This window comes from Tumebacillus lipolyticus, assembly GCF_042682745.1.
In the GTDB taxonomy this organism is placed as follows: Bacteria; Bacillota; Bacilli; order Tumebacillales; family Tumebacillaceae; genus Tumebacillus_A; species Tumebacillus_A lipolyticus.
The window spans coordinates 1189382-1207855 of record NZ_JBHUIO010000002.1; the positions used below are offsets into that span (position 1 = coordinate 1189382).

At 60.5% G+C, this 18474-nt stretch carries 7 protein-coding genes; 2 read left to right on the top strand and 5 right to left on the bottom strand.

Translation table 11 applies throughout. The annotated features are described in order from the left end of the window. Position 1: 1 nt before the first annotated feature. From ACFSOY_RS04530 to ACFSOY_RS04550, 5 genes are read right to left on the bottom strand one after another with little or no spacing between them, the layout of a single operon-like run. A complete protein-coding gene (locus ACFSOY_RS04530) occupies positions 2-3316 on the bottom strand; it encodes a non-ribosomal peptide synthetase (protein WP_386044331.1) in 3315 nt (1104 codons plus the stop codon). A gap of 7 nt (positions 3317-3323) precedes the next feature. Beyond that, entirely contained in the window at positions 3324-6704 is a 3381-nt protein-coding gene (locus ACFSOY_RS04535) for a non-ribosomal peptide synthetase (RefSeq protein WP_386044332.1), read from the bottom strand. 20 nt (positions 6705-6724) lie between these two features. Continuing rightward, positions 6725-7972 (bottom strand): MupA/Atu3671 family FMN-dependent luciferase-like monooxygenase, encoded by a 1248-nt coding sequence (locus ACFSOY_RS04540; RefSeq protein WP_386044333.1) that lies wholly within the window; start codon positions 7970-7972, stop codon positions 6725-6727. After that, positions 7969-12558: a type I polyketide synthase gene (locus ACFSOY_RS04545; protein WP_386044334.1), complete on the bottom strand. Its 4590-nt coding sequence runs from the start codon at positions 12556-12558 to the stop codon at positions 7969-7971. Before ACFSOY_RS04545 ends, ACFSOY_RS04540 begins: the two co-directional genes overlap by 4 nt. 4 nt (positions 12559-12562) lie before the next feature. Continuing rightward, complete coding sequence (locus ACFSOY_RS04550; RefSeq protein ID WP_386044335.1) at positions 12563-17899, bottom strand: amino acid adenylation domain-containing protein; 5337 nt, start codon at positions 17897-17899, stop codon at positions 12563-12565. Between the two features lie 236 nt (positions 17900-18135). Between ACFSOY_RS04550 and ACFSOY_RS04555 the strand changes: the two genes are divergently transcribed. Together ACFSOY_RS04555 and ACFSOY_RS04560 are read left to right on the top strand one after the other, a co-directional pair. Further along, positions 18136-18336 (top strand): hypothetical protein, encoded by a 201-nt coding sequence (locus tag ACFSOY_RS04555; RefSeq protein ID WP_386044336.1) that lies wholly within the window; start codon positions 18136-18138, stop codon positions 18334-18336. Further along, positions 18333-18473 (top strand): hypothetical protein, encoded by a 141-nt coding sequence (locus tag ACFSOY_RS04560; RefSeq protein ID WP_386044337.1) that lies wholly within the window; start codon positions 18333-18335, stop codon positions 18471-18473. The genes ACFSOY_RS04555 and ACFSOY_RS04560 overlap by 4 nt, the downstream gene beginning before the upstream one ends. The last annotated feature ends 1 nt before the right edge of the window (position 18474 follow it).

The following is an 18474-nucleotide window of genomic DNA, read 5'->3' on the forward strand; positions in this document are numbered from 1 at the left end:
GTCAGTCACGCTTGCGGCGCGCCGATCGCGAGAGTGCGACGATCTCCGGCTTGGCAGAGCCATCGATCCGCTCCGCCTGCTCGATCATCTGCGCAAGGCCGCCCAACGTTGGGTCGTCAAACAGGTTGCGCACTTCCAGCGAGATCTGAAAATCGCTCTGCACCTGCGCGATCATCTGCATCGCCAGGAGCGAGTGACCGCCGATCTCAAAGAAGTTGTCGTGGATGCCGATCTGCTCGACCTGCAGGAACTTCGACCACAGCTCGGCCAGCTTCTGCTCGGTCGGCGTGCTGGGCGCCACATACTCTCTTTCTTTGCTCGCGCTGGAAAAGTCGGGCGCTGGCAGCGCCTTTCTGTCGATCTTGCCGTTTGGCGTGAGCGGCAAGGCGTCGAGCAGGAAGAAGGCGGCTGGCATCATCTGGCTGGGCAGGTGCTCGCTGAGCTGCTTGCGCAATTCGGGCACCAGCTCCTCCTGCGGAGCGGAGGCGACCAGGTAGGCGACCAACCGCTTGTCGTCCGGGTTGATCTCCTTGACGATGACCACCGCTTCCCGCACGGACGGGTGGCCGATCAGCTGCGCTTCGATCTCGCCGAGCTCGACGCGGAAGCCGCGAATCTTCACCTGGCTGTCCATCCGCCCGAGGAACATGATGTTGCCGTCTGGCAGGCGGCGGGCCAAGTCTCCCGTCCGATACATCCGAGCGTCCGCCTGCTCCGCGAACGGATCGGCGACAAACCGCTCGGCGGTCAGCTCCGGTCGGTTCAGATAGCCGCGCACCACCATCTCCCCCCCGATGTATACCTCACCGGCAATGCCGTTTGGCACCAGCTGCCTGTTCGCATCGAGCAGGTAGATCGGAGTGTTGGCGACCTGCTTGCCGATCGGCGTCTGCCGCTCCGGCGCATACTCCGCATCCACCTGATAGAAGGTCGCAAAGATCGTCGTCTCCGTCGGTCCGTAGCCGTTGAAGATCGTAAGCCCCGGAACGCGCTTGGCGATCGTCGCCAGCAGTTTTTCAGAAAGCGGCTCCACGCCGACCAGCAAGCTGTGCAGCGGAAGCGCCCGATTTTCTTTTTCCAGCCACGTAGCGAGGTCTTTCACCATGAACGGCGGCAGGTAGGCGGAGGTGATCTGGTGCTCGATCAGCCACCCGATAAACTTTTCGCTATCATAGCGCACCGCATCGGGTGCGGGGCAGACGGCCGCCCCGTACAGCAGCGCCGTAAACATCTCATAGACCGAGACGTCAAACCCGAAGCTCGTCCAGACGCTGCTCCGATCGCCCACCTGCAAGGGCTTGCGGTTGTGCATGTCGGTCAGCAGGCTGATCACCCCGCGATGCGGAACCAGCACGCCCTTCGGCTTGCCGGTCGTACCGGACGTGTAGATGATATAGGCCAAGCCTGTCGACCCTGTGCCCGCGTTGATGTCACTCGCCTGACAATCGCTCCATGCTGGGTTCGCTTGGTCGATCGCCAGCACCTGTCTGCCCGCTGCCGACAGCCGCTTTGCAAGCGCGCTCTGGGTGAGCACCACCGGCGCCTGCGCATCTTCCAGCATGAACTGCAAGCGCTCGTTCGGGTAGGTCGGATCGAGCGGCACATACGCGCTGCCCGTCTTCAGCACCGCCAAGATGCTGACCAGCAGTTCGTGCGAGCGCTCCATGAAGATGCCGATCGGCACGTCAGGGCCTGCTCCGAGCGTCAGCAGGTGGTGCCCCAAGCGGTTCGCCCGCTCGTTCAGCTCGCGATAGGTCAGCACCTGATCCCCATCCACGACAGCGGTCGCGTCTGGCGTCTTGGCGACCTGCCGCTCGAACAGGCTGTGCAGCGTCGCCTCGCGATCATAGTCGCCCGCCTGATAGCTGCCGGCCAGCACGGCGAGGCGCTCCGCTTCGGACAGGAAGGCCAGCTCGTCGATGCGCCGATCCGGATCGGCTGCGATCGCGGCGAGCAGGTTGCAGTAGTGCACGCCCATCCGCTCGATCGTCTGCGCATCGAACAGGTCGGTGTTGTACTCGAAAACGCCTTCGAGCCCGTGCTCATCTTCTGTCAAAAAGAGCGAAAGATCGAACTTGGCCGTCTTGCTCTCGATGCCCATCATCTTGACGGTCATCCCGCTCAACGAAACTTCTGGCATCGGCGCGTTTTGCAGGACGAACATCGCTTGGATCAGCGGGGAGACGTTCACATCGCGGTCAGGCTGCACCTCTTCGACCAGTTTGACAAACGGCATATCCTGATGTTCGTACGCGTCGAGCGCCATCTGCCGCACGCGGCGGAGCAGCTCGCGAAATGTCGGTCGACCGGAGAGGTCTGTGCGCAGCACGAGCGTGTTGGCGAGAAACCCGATCAACCCTTCCAGCTCCGGCCTGCCCCGGTTGGCGATCGGCGTGCCGAGGATCAGATCTTCCTGCCCGGAGTAGCGATGCAAAAGCGATTTGTACGACGCGAGCAACGTCATGTACAGCGACGCCTCTTCCTGTTGACCGAGCGAGAGGATCTGCTGCTTCAGCCCTTTGTCGATGCGAAACTTGTGCATCTTGCCGCGCATCGTCTTCACCGTCGGATGCGGACGATCTGCCGGAAGCTGAAGCACCGGCAGCTCTCCCCCTAACTGATCGACCCAATAGTTGCGCAGCTTCTCATACGTTTCACCACGCATGATCTCACGCTGCCAAGCGGCAAAGTCTGCATACTGAATCGGCAGGGCGGGGAGCGGTGCATCTTTTCCGCTCAAAAATGCCTCATAGAGCGCTGCGACCTCGCCGGTGAACACGCCCATCGACCAGCCGTCTGAGACGATGTGGTGGATGGTCAGACACATCGTGTAATCGCGCGGGCTCGTCTTGATCAACACGGCGCGAATCAGCGGCTCGCCATCCAGTTGAAACGGCTTGACCGACTCTTCGGTGAGCAGGTGATCCACCTCCGATTCGCGTGCCTGCTCATCCAATTCGGTCATATCGACCACCTGCAGCGCAAACTCGCCGGCGTTGTCGATCTGTTGCACCGGTTGCCCGTTCACCGTCAAGAAGCGGGTGCGCAGCGCTTCGTGTCGATCGATGATCGCCGCGAAGCAGCGCTCCAGCACCTGGATGTTCAACTCACCTGCAAATTGCACGGCTGCTGAGATGTTGTAGGACGGATCGCTCGCGTCCAACTGATAGAGGAACCACAGCCGCTGTTGGGCAAACGACAGCTCAGGCTCGGCGGATGGGTCGCGGGGGCTGATCGATTCGATCGCCTCCAGACCATACCCTTCTTCCTCCAGCAACAGCGCCAACAGCTCATCCGCTTCGCTTTGAAATCCCATCTTCCGTCTACCCCCTGACCTTTTTCTTCGCTTCGAGCATCGCACTTCTCTCTTCTTCTGTCATGTTGGCGAGCTTTTTCCGCAACCGCGCGATCGCTTGCGCTTGGCCCGGCTTCGCTTCATACTCGGTCAGCAGTTCGGCAAGACCTGCGACTGTGGTCACGGAGAACAGCTTGGTGACAGGCACTTCGATCTGGAACATCTCCCGAACGCGTCCGATCATCTGCATCGCGTTTAACGACTGTCCGCCCAGTTCAAAGAAATTGCTCTCCACGCCCACCTTCGGCAAGTTGAGCACCTCCACCCAGATGCCTGCCAGCAACTCCTCCAGCTCATTGCGCGGCGCGACAAAATCGCGCTCGTACACCGCCTGATCCGCTTCTGGCACCGGCAATGCTCGGCGATCGAGCTTGCCGTTTGGCGAAAGCGGGAAGCGATCGAGGAACAGATAGGCGGTCGGAATCATCGCATCGGGCAGGAGCGGCTTCAAATACTCGCGCAGCTCTTGGCTTGCGGTCACATCCCCGATCAGATAGGCGACCAGTCGCTTTTGACCTGGCACATCCTCGCGGACGATCACCGACGCCTCTCGGATCGCCGGATGCAGGTGCAGAGCACCTTCCACTTCCCCCGTCTCGATCCGCACGCCGCTGATCTTCACCTGATTGTCGATCCGACCCTGATATTCGAGCGTGCCGTCTGGCAACCAGCGGACGATGTCGCCCGTCCGATACAGTCGCCCACCCTCTTGATGGAAGCGATCTTGTATAAAGCGCTCTGCGTTGAGCTCAGGGCGATTGAGGTAACCTCTCGTCACACCTGTACCCCCGATGTACAGCTCGCCGTACACGCCCACCGGCACAGGATTATGGTGGCTGTCGAGCACATAGACGCGCGTGTTGAAGATCGGACGCCCGATCGGGACCACCTGGCTGCCATCCCCGCTGGTGAAGGTGTGGACGGTGGAATAGACGGTCGCCTCCGCCGGGCCGTAGATGTTGTGCAGCAGCACATGCGGCATGCGCTCGAAGATGCGCTCTTTCAGCGAGCGCGAGACCGCCTCACCGCCGAGCACCAGATGTTTGAGCGAGGTGACCTCCTCGATTCCAGACGTCTCGATCAGCAGATGCATCACCGAGGGGATCATCTGGATGAGCGTGACGTTTTTCTCCTTCATCTCGCGGATCAGATAGTTCATGTCATAATGCCCGCCCGGTTCGGCGAGCAGGATGGAAGCGCCCGACAGCAGAGGTGCATAATACTCCAGGACAGTTCCGTCAAATCCGATCAGCGACTTGAAGAAAAACACGTCGCTCTGCTCGATGCCGAAGCTCTCGTTTAGGTGCAGCATCGTGTTGACCAGCGAGCGATGCTCGATCATCGCCCCTTTCGGTCGACCGGTCGAGCCCGATGTGTACATCACATAGGCCAAGCTGTGTTCGCTGACCTGCGCCTCCGGCTTCGTCGCAGGCTCTGCTGCGATCTGTGCCCACTGGCTGTCCACCGCGATCTCTTCCGCCCCGTGTGCGGGCAGCGTGCCGAGCATCGCCTGCTGGGTCAGCACGCAGGTCATCTTCGCATCTTCGATCATCGAAGCGAGCCGCTCCTCCGGATAGCTCGGCTCCAGCATGATATGCGCGCCGCCCGCCTTCAGCACGGCGAGCATGGAGATGATCATCTCAAACGCGCGCTCCATGTGGATGCCGACGAACGATTCGTGCGCGACACCGCGCTTTTGCAAATGGTGAGCCAGACGGTTGGCACGCTCGTCCAACTCGCGATAGGTCATGCGCTCCTCACCGCAGATCACCGCAGTCGCCTCTGGCGTCTTCGCCGCCTGCGCTTCAAACAGCTCGTGCATGATCGGACGCGCTGGCAGCGGGTGCGCCGTGTCATTCCACTCGACCAGCATCTGCTGCTCTTCCGCCGGTGTGAACAGCGGCATGTCGACCACCTTCAGCTCCGGGTTCTCAATCACCGCGAGGATCAGGTTGAGCCAGTGGCGATTGATCTGCTCGATCGTCTCTTTGCGGAACATCGCCGGCGCGTATTCGAAGAAGCCGGTGATCCCCTCCTCCACTTCCATCAGCCCGATCGTCAGGTCGTACTTCGCCGTCTCCGCATCGGTCAGCTCATATTTCAGCTCCAGATGCGGCAATTCCAGCTTGTCTTCCATCACGTCCACATAGACGAAGCACGCTTGGAAGATCGGGTTGCGCGACGCATCGCGCGGCGGCTTCAGCTCATCGAGCAACAGGCCGAAGGGAATGTCGTTGTTCGCATAGGCGGCCAACGATACATCTTTGACGCGGCGGAGCAACTCGGTGAAGGTCATGTCAGCTTCCACCTGCGTTCTCAGCACGACAGAGGTCAGGAAGTAGCCGATCACCCCTTCCATCTCCCCGCGGTTGCGGTTGGCAAACGGGGTGCCGACCAGCAGATCCTCTTGTCCCGTATAGCGATAGAGCAGCGCATAGTAGACGGCGAGCAAGGTCATGAAGGCGGAAGCGCCTTCCTTTTTCCCGATCTCCTTCAGGCGATTGGCCACATCCATCGGGATGTCGAGAAACACCCGCGCCCCTTTAAAATCCTGCTGTGCGGGGCGGGGGTAATCGGTCGGGATGTTCAAGACGAAGTCGGAGCCGTCAAGCGTCCGCTTCCAGTAGTCGACTAGGTTGTCTTTCACCGCTCCGGTCAGGTAGCTTCGCTGCCACTCCGAAAAGTCGGCGTAGGAGATCTGCGGCTCGGGCAAGAGCGACGGCTGACCGTTCAAAAACGCTTTGTAGTGCGCCATCATCTCATGGAAGAAGATCGAGAACGTGACGCGGTCGGTGACGATATGGTGGACGGTCAAGACGAACAGCCACTCGTCCTCATGCTTCCGAATCAGGTTGGTGCGCACCAGCGGCGGCACTTCCAGATCGAACGGAACTTGAATGTATTCGGACATCGCCTGCTTGGCCGCCTCTTCCCGCTCCGCTCGCGGCAGATGCGTCAGGTCAAGCAGCTCCATCGGCACGAACAGCTGATCGTGCACCAGCTGCATCGGCTGGCCGTCCAGCATCTCAAACGTGGTCCGCCACGCTTCATGACGGCGCACGATCTCGTTGAAGCTTTGCTCGAACACCGCTTGATCTAACGTCCCCTTCATGTTGATCGCACCATAGACGTTGTAGGTCGGCTCATCCGGGTTCATCATGTGGAAAAACCACAGGCGCTCCTGGTCGATCGCCAGCGGGCTCGGATTTTTATGACCGCGCTGTGGAATCTTGTCCTGTTTTTTCATCAGCTTTTCCGCGCTCAGGTTTTTTGCCTTTGCACGCTTCTCAAAGATGGCACGCTGCTCGGGAGTGAGCGCCGCCAAACGTTCGGACAGACTGTTTTTCATCAGAAGACCTCCTCGCCACCCTACCGCGTGTACTTTTCTTTCAATTGACCCAGATAGTTCATGCTGCTCATCACCGAATCGATGTCGATACCAAAGTCGATCAGACAGGCGACCTCGTCAACCCCGATGTCGATCAGATCCTCGATCAGGCCTGAACATTTTTCCACCGTTCCAAACAGGCTGCTCTCCGCAAAATATTTATCGAACGCATAGGAGACGATCGCATCCTGATCCGCTTCGGAAAATTCCTCATAGTTGCTCATCACATTTTTCTGCTGTTTGATGAACGTTTTCAGGTAGTCTTTCAGCGGATCGCGCACTTTGTCTTTGATCTCTTCGTTGGTCTCCCCGACACAGCTGTGCAGCATGACCGTGATTTTGCCCTGCTCCGGGTCATAGCCGTTTTTCGCCAGCGTCTCGCGATAGATCTTGATCTTTTCCTCAAACTCGTCGAGCGTCTGATTGGTCAGCCCGGTCAGGATGTGACAGCCCGTCTCCGCCGCTTTGATGTACGTGTCGATCGCGCCGTTGGTGGCGACCCAGATCTCCAGTTCATCCTGCAAGGGGCGCGGCAGGATCTTCACCTGTTGTTCCCCTCCGTCGATACCGATCATCGTGACCGTCTCGCCCGCCCAGAGCTTGCGGATCGTCTTGATGTTCTCGATCATCACCTCTTTGCGCTGGTCGTAATACGCCCGCGTCGGCGTCGGCGCGATCAAAAAGTCGGACGGATGCCAACCTGAGGCGAACGACACCGCTGTGCGCCCGCCTGAGAGGTTATCGACGACCGCCCACTCTTCGACAAAGCGGATCGGATGATGCAGCGGGAGGGCGACCGAACCTGCGCGGATCTGAATGTTTTCGGTGATCATCGCCAAGGCGGCAGACAGGACGGACGGGTTGGGATACAGCCCGCCAAAATCTTCAAAATGGCGCTCCGGCGTCCAGACCGCTTTGAAGCCGTGGCTGTCCGCATAGCGAACCGAATCGATCAGCATGCGGTACTTGTCCGGCTCTTCGGTCGAGCCGTCGCCGGAGAAGAAGAAGATGGAGAACTCCATCCCCTTCTCCGTCAGCCGCGGGCGCTGCTTCTTGGCGGCGGCAGGTTGGCCGCCAGCAAACGATTGCATCATCTGCTCCGGGATGGCGTTCTGCTCCTTGGCCGCCGTGACGACCGCAGTGTTCATCCCCTTCTCTTTCATTCGCTTCTCTAAGATGGCGCGCTGTTCCGGTGTGAGGTTGCGCAACCGATCGTTCAGACTGCTCATTCGATGCCCTCCTCCGCAAGCTCCGCTTCGATGTCATCTTCGGTCAGACCTTCGATCTCGGCGAGCAGCGCTTCCAGCTCGTCGAGCTCCTCCGGCTGCAGCTGATGATCGGAGATATACTGCGCCAGCTCTGCCACGCTGGCAGATTCGAACAGGGCGCTCATCGGCAGGTCGATCTCAAACTCGTTGCGGATGCGCGTCACCAACTGCACGCCGAGCAGCGAGTTCCCGCCGAGGTCGAAGAAGTTGTCATAGATCGATACTTGATCGACGCCGAACAGATCTTGCCAGATCGCGGTCACCCGCACCTCCACATCGTTTCGCGGGGCGACAAAGGGCCGGTTCGCATCGACGGTGCGCGATCCTTTCAAGCCCTCCAAATACGAGGAGGCGTTCAGCGAGTTGGTCTCTTCGATCACCGTCTGCAGATCTTGCGTTGAAACGATGCAGTGGTTCAGCCCGCTCTGCAGCGCCCGGGCAAACGCCTCGATCCCATCCTCGGCGGAGATGCCGTAGAGATTCTGCATCTGCTGCAGCTGTGCCACCATCTCCGGCAAGATCGGCTGGCCTTGCAGCAGGTTGTCAAATTGCCACATGCCCCAGTCGATCGCCAGCGTATGGATGCCGCTGTCCGCCTGGTGGGCGCGGGCAAACGCATCGAGGAAGGCGTTGGCTGCCGTGTTGTCCACTTGGCCAAAACCGCCCGTGACCGACAGCATCCGCGAGAACAGCGCCAAGAAGTCGAGCTCCATGCCGGTCAGCGCTTCTGCCAAAGCGAGCGTGCCCTGCACTTTCGGGGCGAACACGCTCTCCATCGCCTCTTTCGACTTGAGTTGAATCAACCCGGAGCCCATCAGCTCTTCCGCATGGAACACACCGTGGATCGCGCCAAACTTTTCGCGCGCCGCTTCCAGCACCTCGCGCAGTGCGCACGCATCGGTGATGTCCACGCTGTGGTAGGCAAGCTCTGCCACCTTGCCGAGCGCAAGCAGCTTCTCGATCTGCTGGGCGGTCACATCCTCCTCCGACCGATTGGCGGCAAGGTATGTCTGCCAGTCTGCGCTCGCCGGGAAATCGGGGCGGCCGACCAGCACCAGCTTCGCCTCGTAGCGGCTGGCGAGATGGTTCGCCAGGTGGATCGCCACCTCTCCGGTCGCTCCGGTCAACAGGTAGACGCCCCGCTCGCGAATGCGCAGCCCTTCGCCCTGCTCCGCTTCCAGCTTGACTCGTTCGAACGATTGGACGAAGCGGTGAGCACCGCGATAGGCGATCACCGACTCTTCGGCGATCGGGGTGGCGATCTCCGCCAGCAGGCGGTCGATCAGCTTGCTCGCCTTGGACAGCTCGATGTCGATCAGGCGGGTGGTGATGTTGGCAAACTCCTGCGGGATCACTTTGACCGCCCCAAGGAGGGTCGCCCGCTCCGGTGCAACGATCGGCTCGCTCGTCACCTCGTGCAAAGCGTTGGTGATGACGGAGAGATGGAAAGATTCGGCGCGGTTTTGTTCGCCGAGCGCCTGAACCAGGTTGATCAGCGCATAGAAGCCCCGATCCTGCGCCGTTTGATACGCCTGTGCCCCCTCGGTCAGCGACCAGAGATGCACGATGCGCGTCGGGACTTGCTCCCCTGCGATCAGCTCGTTCAGCAGTTCGCTGTACGCGCTGCGCTCCTGCGGATCGAGCGTGTACGCCCCTTCCTCCAGCCGCGCGAACTGATCGCCGAGCGAGACGGAGATCACCTGATGCCCGCGCTGTTTCAATCTCTCCGCCAGCGTGGCGCCGACGCCGAGCTCATCCTGCAAGAGCAGATAGACTTCTGCGCCGTTCGCCTTGCCAGCTCGCGGTGCGGTCTGCTTCCAAGCGGGGATGTGGAACCAGTCGGCGAGGTTGGCAAGTCGCCCGACCGGGCGCTGCCGGTCGCGGGCTCGCTTGTTCAGCTCAACAAAATAGCGCTGTTTTTCAAACGGATAGGTGGGCAGGTGCAAGCGTTGGCGCTCAGGGCGCGCATCCAGCTTGTCCAGATCGAGATCGACGCCCTGCAGCCAGAGCTGTCCAAGCGCTGTCGTGAAGAACAGAGCGTCAGACTGCGCCTCGTCGCGATGCCGCGTGGAAGACAGCACGACCGCATCCGACTCGGTGCCTTGCAAAGACTGCTTGACGACAGTGCCGAGCGATCGCCCAGGGCCCACTTCGAGCAGAATGCGACCCGGCTGTTTGACCAGCTCTGCCACGTTGTCGCCGAAGCGCACCGCTTGGCGCAAGTGACGCACATAGTACATCGGATCTGTCGCCTCTTCTGCTGTGATCCAAGTCCCAGACAGGTTGGAAAGGTACGGCATGTTGGGCGCAGAAAGGGCAACCTGACCAACTTCGGCAGCAAACTGGTCGAGCATCGGCTCCATCATCGCCGAGTGAAACGCATGGGACGTGTCGAGCCGCTTAAAGTGAAGCTCCTCGCTCTGCAAGCGCGCTTCCAACTGTTCGATCACCGCAGTCGGGCCGGCGACGACTGTCGAGTGAGGCCCGTTGACGCCTGCGATCGACAGCTCCTCCCCGATCATCGCGGCCACATCCGCTTCGGGGAGCGGGATGGCGAGCATCGAGCCGGGCACCATCGCCTGCATCAGGCGACCGCGGGCTGCGACGAGCGGAAGCGCCTGCTCAAGCGTCATCACGCCTGCGAGCACAGCGGCCACATATTCGCCGATCGAATGGCCGATCATCGCATCGGGCCGCACACCGTGGAACAGCCAGAGCTGTGCCAGCGCGTATTCGAACAGGAAGAGCGAGGGCTGCGTGTACTGAGTTTGGTTGAGCAGTTCCCCCGCCTCCTCTTCACTGCCTGCGGGCGGGAAGAACAGATCGCGCAGGTCGAGGCCGAGATGCGGCTTCAACAGCTGCGCACCGCGGTCGATCTCCTGCTTGAACAGAGGTTCTGTCTCGTACAGCTCCTGTCCCATGCGCGCATACTGCGAGCCTTGACCGGAGAAGAGGAAGGCGACAGACGGCGTCCGGTTGCTGCTCAGCGAATGGCTGTGCACCCGCTTTGGATCGAGCTCGCGCAGCGCCTGCACCGCATCTGCCGCCCGATCGGCGACGACGATGCGGCGATGCGCATGCGCAGCCCGGCCTGACCGCAAGGTGTGGGCCACATCGGACAGGTTGATCTCGGCGTTTTGCTCCAGATGAGCTGCCAGATTTTCGGTCGCTCTGTCCAGCGCAGATGCGCTCTTGGCGGAGAGAACGAGCAGGTTGCGCTCCTCCGCCGCTTTAGACGGCGCGATCGCCGGCGCCTCTTCGAGGATCAGGTGCGCGTTGGTGCCGCCGATCCCAAACGATGAAACACCTGCGCGGCGGGGCATGCCGGCCGGAACGCTCCAGTCGCGCAGCTCTTGGTTGACGAAGAACGGCGAGCTTGGAAAGTCGATCTTCGGGTTGGGCGACGTGTAGTGCAAGCTCGGAGGAATCTGTTTGTTCGAAAGCGCGAGCACCGTCTTGATCAGGCCGGTCACGCCTGCAGCCGCATCGAGGTGACCGACGTTCGTCTTGACCGAGCCGATCGCGCAATAGCCCGCCTTGTCGGTGCTCATCCGAAACGCCTGCGTCAGGGCGGTGACCTCGATCGGATCGCCGATCGCAGTCCCGGTGCCGTGCGCCTCGACGTAGGTGATCGTCTCCGGATCGACGTCTGCCAGCGCGATCGCCTGTGAGATCACATGCTCTTGGCGATCCACGCTCGGTGCGGTATAGCCGACTTTGTTCGATCCATCGTTGTTGATCGCCGAAGCTCTGATCACCGCATAGATCGAGTCGCCATCCTCAAGCGCATCTTCCAAGCGCTTCAGCAGCACGATGCCGCCGCCGTTGCCGACTACCATCCCGGCCGACTGCTCGTCAAAGGCGCGACAATGCCCATCTGGCGAAAAGATGCCGCCCTCCTGCCACAGATAGCCCGCATTTTGCGGAAACTTGACCGACACGCCGCCTGCGAGCGCCATGTCCGACTCGTAGGTGAGCAAGCTCTGGCAGGCGAGGTGCACCGCCACGAGCGATGTGGAGCAGGCGGTCTGCACCGTCACCGCCGGTCCTTGCAGGTTCAGCTTGTAGGCGACGCGGGTCGCCAAAAAGTCGTGATCGTTGCCGATCCCCGCCTGATAGGAGCCGACCGCGCTGATGATCTCCGGGTTGGAGAGCAGATTTTGCAGATAGGTATTGCGCCCGACACCGCCGAAGACAGCCACTCGGCCCGCATAGGAGCGCCCCTCATATCCGCCATCTTCGAGCGCCTCATGCGCGCATTCGAGAAAGATGCGCTGCTGCGGGTCGGTCGTCTCCGCCTCGCGTTTGATCATGTCAAAAAAGGCGGCGTCGAACAGCTCTGCATCCTCAAGCGGCGCTCCCGCCTGCACGTAGTTCGCATCTTCGCGGTCGAGGTTCGATTCCTCGACCTCCTCATCGGCAAAAGGGCGGATCGACTCCACGCCATCCTTTAGGTTCTGCCAAAACTCGCGCGTGTTCTTCGCCCCTGGAAAGCGGCCCGACATGCCGATGATCGCAATCCCTTGCAACTCTTGAAACTCGCTCATCCTCTTACTTCCTCCTATCTTTTAGCAGCTGTTTGCGCCTGTTCAAAGCGTCGCGCTGCTTGCTCGCTTCATCTCGGATCTCCTGTATAGAAGGCTTTTCTGCTACATCCTGCGTCAAATATTTGACCAGGGCTGCGATGGTCGGATATTTGAACATCTCGACCACAGAAAACTGTCGCTGCAACTTCGCTTGCAGCTCTTCATGCACTCTGCTCATCAGCAGCGAATGGCCGCCGAGGTCAAAAAAGTTGTCATGCACGCCCACCTGCGCAACGCCCAGCACGCTCTGCCAGATGGCAGATACTTGACGCTCCAGCTCGGAAGTCGGCGCCACATACGCGTTTGCAAGGTCGCGCGCCCCGTCCGGTGCGGGCAATGCCTGACGGTCGATCTTGCCGTTTGGCGTTAGCGGAAAGGCTGGCAGCAGGACAAAGGCGGACGGGATCATGTAGTCGGGCAGCGACTCTTTTAACGTCTGCCGCAAGTCTGACGCTTGCAGGGCATGCCCTTCTTTTGCGGTGACATAGGCGACGATGCGCTTCTGTCCCGGCTGATCCTCGCGCACGAGCACCACGCCGGTCTCCACGCCAATAGTGCCGGTCAACCGCGCTTCCACCTCTTCCAACTCGATGCGGAACCCGCGCACTTTCACTTGGTTGTCGATCCGCCCGAGATACTCCAGCTCGCCATCCTGCCGCCAGCGCACCAGATCGCCGGAGCGGTAGAGCCGCCGATCGGGGTCGGCCGCAAACGGATGGGGGACGAATTTCTCGCGGGTCAGCTCCGGGCGGTTGAGATAGCCGCGGGCAAGCCCCGCTCCACCGATGTAGAGCTCGCCCGACACGCCGATCGGCACCGGTTGACCCTGCGGATCGAACACGTAGACCTCAACATTTTGATTCGGGCGGCCGATGTGAACCTTCGACTCTGGAGTCAGCACCGCGTGGGTGGTGCAGACTGTGTTTTCGGTCGGCCCGTAGCCGTTCACAAAGCGCCTGCCCCCCACCGCCCAGCGATCGACGATCTCTTTGGAGCAGGGCTCGCCGGCCGATACGACAGTGAGCAGGTCGGGCAACCGCTCGCTCGGCAGCATCGCCAGCACCGAGGGCGGCAAGGTCACGTGGTTGACCCGCTTTTCGGTCAGCAGCCCGATCAGCCCAGGCCCCGGTATCCGCTCGTTCGCGCTGGCGAGGATCAGCGTTCCGCCTGTGGTCAGCACGGTGAACACCTCTGCGACAGACGCGTCAAAGGAGAAGGAGGCAAACTGCAGCAGGCGCGTCTGTTCGCCGATCTCGTAGGCGCGATGCAGGACATGCATCAGGTTGAACAGCCCGCCATGTTCGAGCAACACCCCTTTCGGCCTGCCTGTCGAACCGGACGTGTAGATCACATAGGCGAGATGCGCCGGTTCAACTGCCACGGCTAGGTTGTCATCGCTCTCCTTGGCGATCTGCTCCGCTTCCTGATCGAGCAAGATCGCCCGCGCTCGGTGCGGGGGCAGCTTGGCGGCCAGATGCTGTTCGATCACAACCACCGAGACGTTCGCATCCTCCAGCATGAAGGCAAGCCGCTCCTGCGGATAGGACGGGTCGAGCGGCAGGTAGGCTCCTCCCGCCTTCAAGATGGCGAGCATGCTGATCACCATCTCCAACCCGGGCTCGATGCAGAGCCCAACCAGCGTCTCCGGCATGACACCCGCCTTTTTTAAATAGCCTGCCAGCCGGTTGGCTCGCCGATTGAGCTCCGCATAGGTCATCGTCGCAGTTCCATGCTCCAGCGCAATGCGATGCGGATGGTCCGCCGATACGCGTTCGACAATCTGATGGACGGGAAGCGGCCTGCCATAATCGGCGCTGGCGTGGTTCCACTCGGTCAGCAGCGTCTGCGCTTCTCGTTCGGAGAGCAGCTGCATTTCGCAAAGCTTCCGCTCCGGCGCGCCGATCAGCCCGCGCAGGAGGGTGGTGTAATGACCGCTCATCCGCTCGACCGTCGCCAAGTCGAACAGATCGGCATTGTATTCGAACGATGCTGCGAGCTCCTCATGCGCTTCGGCGAGCGTCAGGATCAGGTCATACTGCACGCTGTTCTGCTCGATCGACATCGATTCGAGCGGCAGATCTCCCGACAGCTGCGCCTTTAGCCCGCTGATCGCAAACGCGGTCAGCCCTTCCTGATCGAGCAGATGCGACTTTTGCAGGACGAAAAATGTTTGAAAGAGCGGCGAGATGCTCGGATCGCGCTTCGGCTGCAGCTTTTCCACCAGCAGGGCGAACGGATAGTCCTGATGATCGAGCGCCCCGAGCACCGTCTGGCGCATCTGCGCAGCAAAGTCGGCAAACGTCAGCTCGGGGTGCAGCTGGCCGCGCAAGACGATCGGATTGACAAAATAGCCGAGTGTCGAAGCATCGCGGGCAGACGTTCGCCCAGCTGCTGGCGAGCCGACCAAGATGTCCTCCTGCCCGGTGTAGCGGAAGAGCAGCACTTGATAAGCGGCGAGCAAGAGCGTATAAAGCGTGAGATTGTGCGCTTTTGCGTACGCTTTGACCTGCTCTGTCAACTCTGTTCCCAACCGGAACGGGTGTACATCTCCGCGGAACGATTGAACTGGCGGCCGCGGGCGGTCGGTCGGCAGATTGAGCACGGGCAGTTGGCCGGACAGCCGATCTTGCCAATAGCGCCACAGCCGCTCCCCTTTTGCCCCCTGCAGCAGTTCCGCTTGCCGCTGCACGTACTCCGCATAGCGGTCAGGCTCGCCAACCGCCGGCACCTGTTCTCCGCGAGCATGCGCTGCGTAAAGCTCGCGCAGCTCGCGAACGAGCAGGCCGAGCGACCAGAAATCGGTGATGATGTGGTGCATGGTCAGCACCAGCACATGGTCTAAACGCGTGCGTGAGAAAACGGAAACCCGCCACAGCGGCCCCGCTTCCAGATCGAACGACAAGTTCGCCTCTGCCACCAGACGCTGCTTGAGCTGATCTTCACTCCAGGCGGACGCATCCACAGCGGCAAAAGCAAACTGCTGCTCTGTTCGCACCGCTTGGCGCGGATCGCCTGCGCTACGCACGATCGAAGTGCGAAGCTGCGGATGGCGCAGGGCAAGCGTGGTGAAAGCTGCCTGTAAGGCGGCAAGGTTCAGTTCGGCCGGCACGCGCACCGCGCGAGACACGTTGTACGCTGCGCTCTCTGCGGCGAAGCGCTGCATGAACCACAAGGAGCGCTGCCCGTAGGAGAGCGGAGCGTCCGCTCCTGTTGCACCAACCGCTCGGCTCGGCACGATCTCCGTCGCGGTCTCCAGCTGAAGCATGACCTCCGCCGCAAGCTCGGTGATGCTCGGGCCGTCGAGCAGAAGCGTCAGCGAGAGTTCCGTGCCAAACGTCTCCTCCACTTCGTTTTTCAACTCGATCGCCATCAGCGAGTCGAGCCCCATCTCATGGAGCGATCGGCTGCAGTCGATCGCTGCTGCGCTCACTTTCAGCACGTCTGCCGCCTTTGCTTGCAGATGGCGCTCCAGGGCGATCAGCTTCTCGCTCTCCCCCAGACTGCGGAGCGCTTCGATGTCGAGCTGCCCAAGATCAGAGCCTGCTTCCTGTTCGCGATCGGTGCGCACCGACCGTTGGTCGCGCACATCGGAAGCGAGCACTTCCAGCGTCCCTTCGAGGAAGCGCTGACGGCAAGCATGGCGCTGAATCTTGCCGCTCGACGTCTTGGGGATGCTGGCCGGCTTGATCAGGACGACGCCGTGCACCTGGAGACCGTGCTGCTCTGACACCTGTTTGCGAATGCTGGTCACCACATCTTCCAGATTGCCTTTGCGGAACGCTCGCTCCACCTCGGTCACGATGACGAGGCGCTCCTCGCCCTCCACCTCGACTGAGAAAGCGGCACCAGCACCTGTCGGGATCGCTCGGTGCGATTCGGACACGGTGAACTCGATGTCCTGCGGGTAGTGGTTGCGACCGCGGATGAGGATCATATCTTTTAATCGTCCGGTGACAAACAGCTCGCCGTCGAAGAGGAACCCGAGATCGCCAGTTCGCAAAAACGGTCCTTCTCCAGAAGCTAGATGCGCGTCAAAAACTTCTACCGTCTTTTCCGGCGCTTCCCAATAGCCTTGGGCGATGCTCGGACCGCCCACCCAGATTTCGCCGACCTCCTCCTCCGCACAGACCGCTTTCGTCTCCGGATGCACGATGCGAACGCTCTGATCGGTGCGATCGGGACTGCCGCAGCCGACGAGCACGTTCGAGTGGTCTGCGCCGTCTGCCACAACGCGCACCTTGTTTTGTTTCAGCTCTTCCGCATCGAAGGAGCGGATGATCGGCAGTTGCTGCTTGAGGCCGCCGGTGACAAAAAGAGTCGCCTCGGCCAGACCGTAACAGGGGTAAAACGCCTCCTGTCTGAACCCGCAAGGAGCAAAATATTCGCTAAAGCGCGCAAGCGTCTCCTGGCGGATCGGTTCCGCCCCGCTAAACGCCGTCTCCCAGGTCGAGAGGTCGAGCGCGTCCCGCTGTTCCGGCGTGATCTTTTGCAGGCAAAGATCGTAAGCGAAATTGGGACCGCCGCCGAGCGTCGCGCCGAGGCGGGAAATCGTCTCCAACCAGCGCAACGGCTTTTGAATGAAGGCGACTGGCGGCATCAGCGTCATCTCGTAGCCGCCGAACAGCGGTTGCAGCACCCCGCCGATCAGCCCCATATCATGAAAGGGTGGCAGCCACAGCACGCCTTTGGTGCCCGGAACGATTCCGAAGCTGTTGTGGATCAGCCCGAGGTTGTGCATCAGGTTGCCGTGGCTTAACATTACACCTTTCGGAGCTGAAGTTGAGCCTGACGTATACTGGAGAAAGGCGAGCGTCGAGCTGTCGATCTGCGGTGCCCGCCACGCGCTGGCAAGACCTGCGTCGATGCTGTCTGTCGCCAGCAGGCGGAGCGTCTGCAGGGCGGGTGTTTCTGTGGAGCGACGCTCGATGCTGGTCAATATTTCATCGGTGGTCAGCGCGATCGTCGCCCTTGCGTCGCTGGCCACAGCAACAAGCCGATTCAGATTGCCATTTTGACGGGGCGGATAGGCGGGAACTGCGACCACGCCGCCATAGAGGCAGCCAAAAAAAGCGACCGCATAGTCTGGCCCGGGCGGATACAAGAGCAGGGCGCGCTCCCCAGCTGCGCCGATCTGTTGCAAATAGGCACCTAGCGCGCGCGCTTTTTGATCGAGCAAGGCGTACGAATACTCCAGTTCTTGCTCTTCAATCAGAAAGCGGTACGAAAGTTGGCCGGGTTGCTCCTGCGCTCTGTAGCGCAGAAGGTCCACTAGCGTCGCAGACTTTACCGGCGTTTCGAGCATGAGTTCTTCCTCCAGTCATGAAATGTTCATTGTTTTTTAAACCACTGTACTAAATCGATTCAGTTTCAATCTGTAATTCCATATTCGATAATATCAGTAACAATCCTGCTTATTTTTGTAGAGTTGTATCGAGAATGATTTATTACGATTTTATAAATATTGAGGAAATTTACGAATATTAAAGAAAAGGTTGTGCGAACAGGTTGGAGAATTAGAAATTGGTGAGGTGATGTTCGATGAATCGATTTCATTGCTGTGCGACCTGCCAGCATTACGAAGTGAGCAAAGCGGATGGCAAACAGGTGAGCCGATGTGCCCGCTTAGGATTTGCCACCGATCCCAAGTATCAATTCAACTGCTGGAACCCGAAGCAACATGTGCGAAGGCTGATGGAGAAAGAAGGGCTCGCCGCGCCGGGCGATGCTCCTACACCGTGAGCGATCCACACGAGGCGCACAACTCCGCTCGTGCAGAGCGGCGCTTGTCCGCCCTCGACGATCGTCGATCTGCCGAGATCGCTTCTTCGCCGCATCGCTGCATCGAACGGATCGAGATCGCAGTTTACACGAGCTGAC

Excerpts from the sequence above, each read along its gene's own strand:
- ACFSOY_RS04530 (WP_386044331.1), bottom strand. The coding sequence starts at position 3,316 with ATGGGATTTCAAAGCGAAGCGGATGAGCTGTTGGCGCTGTTGCTGGAG.
- ACFSOY_RS04535 (WP_386044332.1), bottom strand. The coding sequence starts at position 6,704 with ATGAAAAACAGTCTGTCCGAACGTTTGGCGGCGCTCACTCCCGAGCAG.
- ACFSOY_RS04540 (WP_386044333.1), bottom strand. The coding sequence starts at position 7,972 with ATGAGCAGTCTGAACGATCGGTTGCGCAACCTCACACCGGAACAGCGC.
- ACFSOY_RS04545 (WP_386044334.1), bottom strand. The coding sequence starts at position 12,558 with ATGAGCGAGTTTCAAGAGTTGCAAGGGATTGCGATCATCGGCATGTCG.
- ACFSOY_RS04550 (WP_386044335.1), bottom strand. The coding sequence starts at position 17,899 with ATGCTCGAAACGCCGGTAAAGTCTGCGACGCTAGTGGACCTTCTGCGC.
- ACFSOY_RS04555 (WP_386044336.1), top strand. The coding sequence starts at position 18,136 with ATGAATCGATTTCATTGCTGTGCGACCTGCCAGCATTACGAAGTGAGC.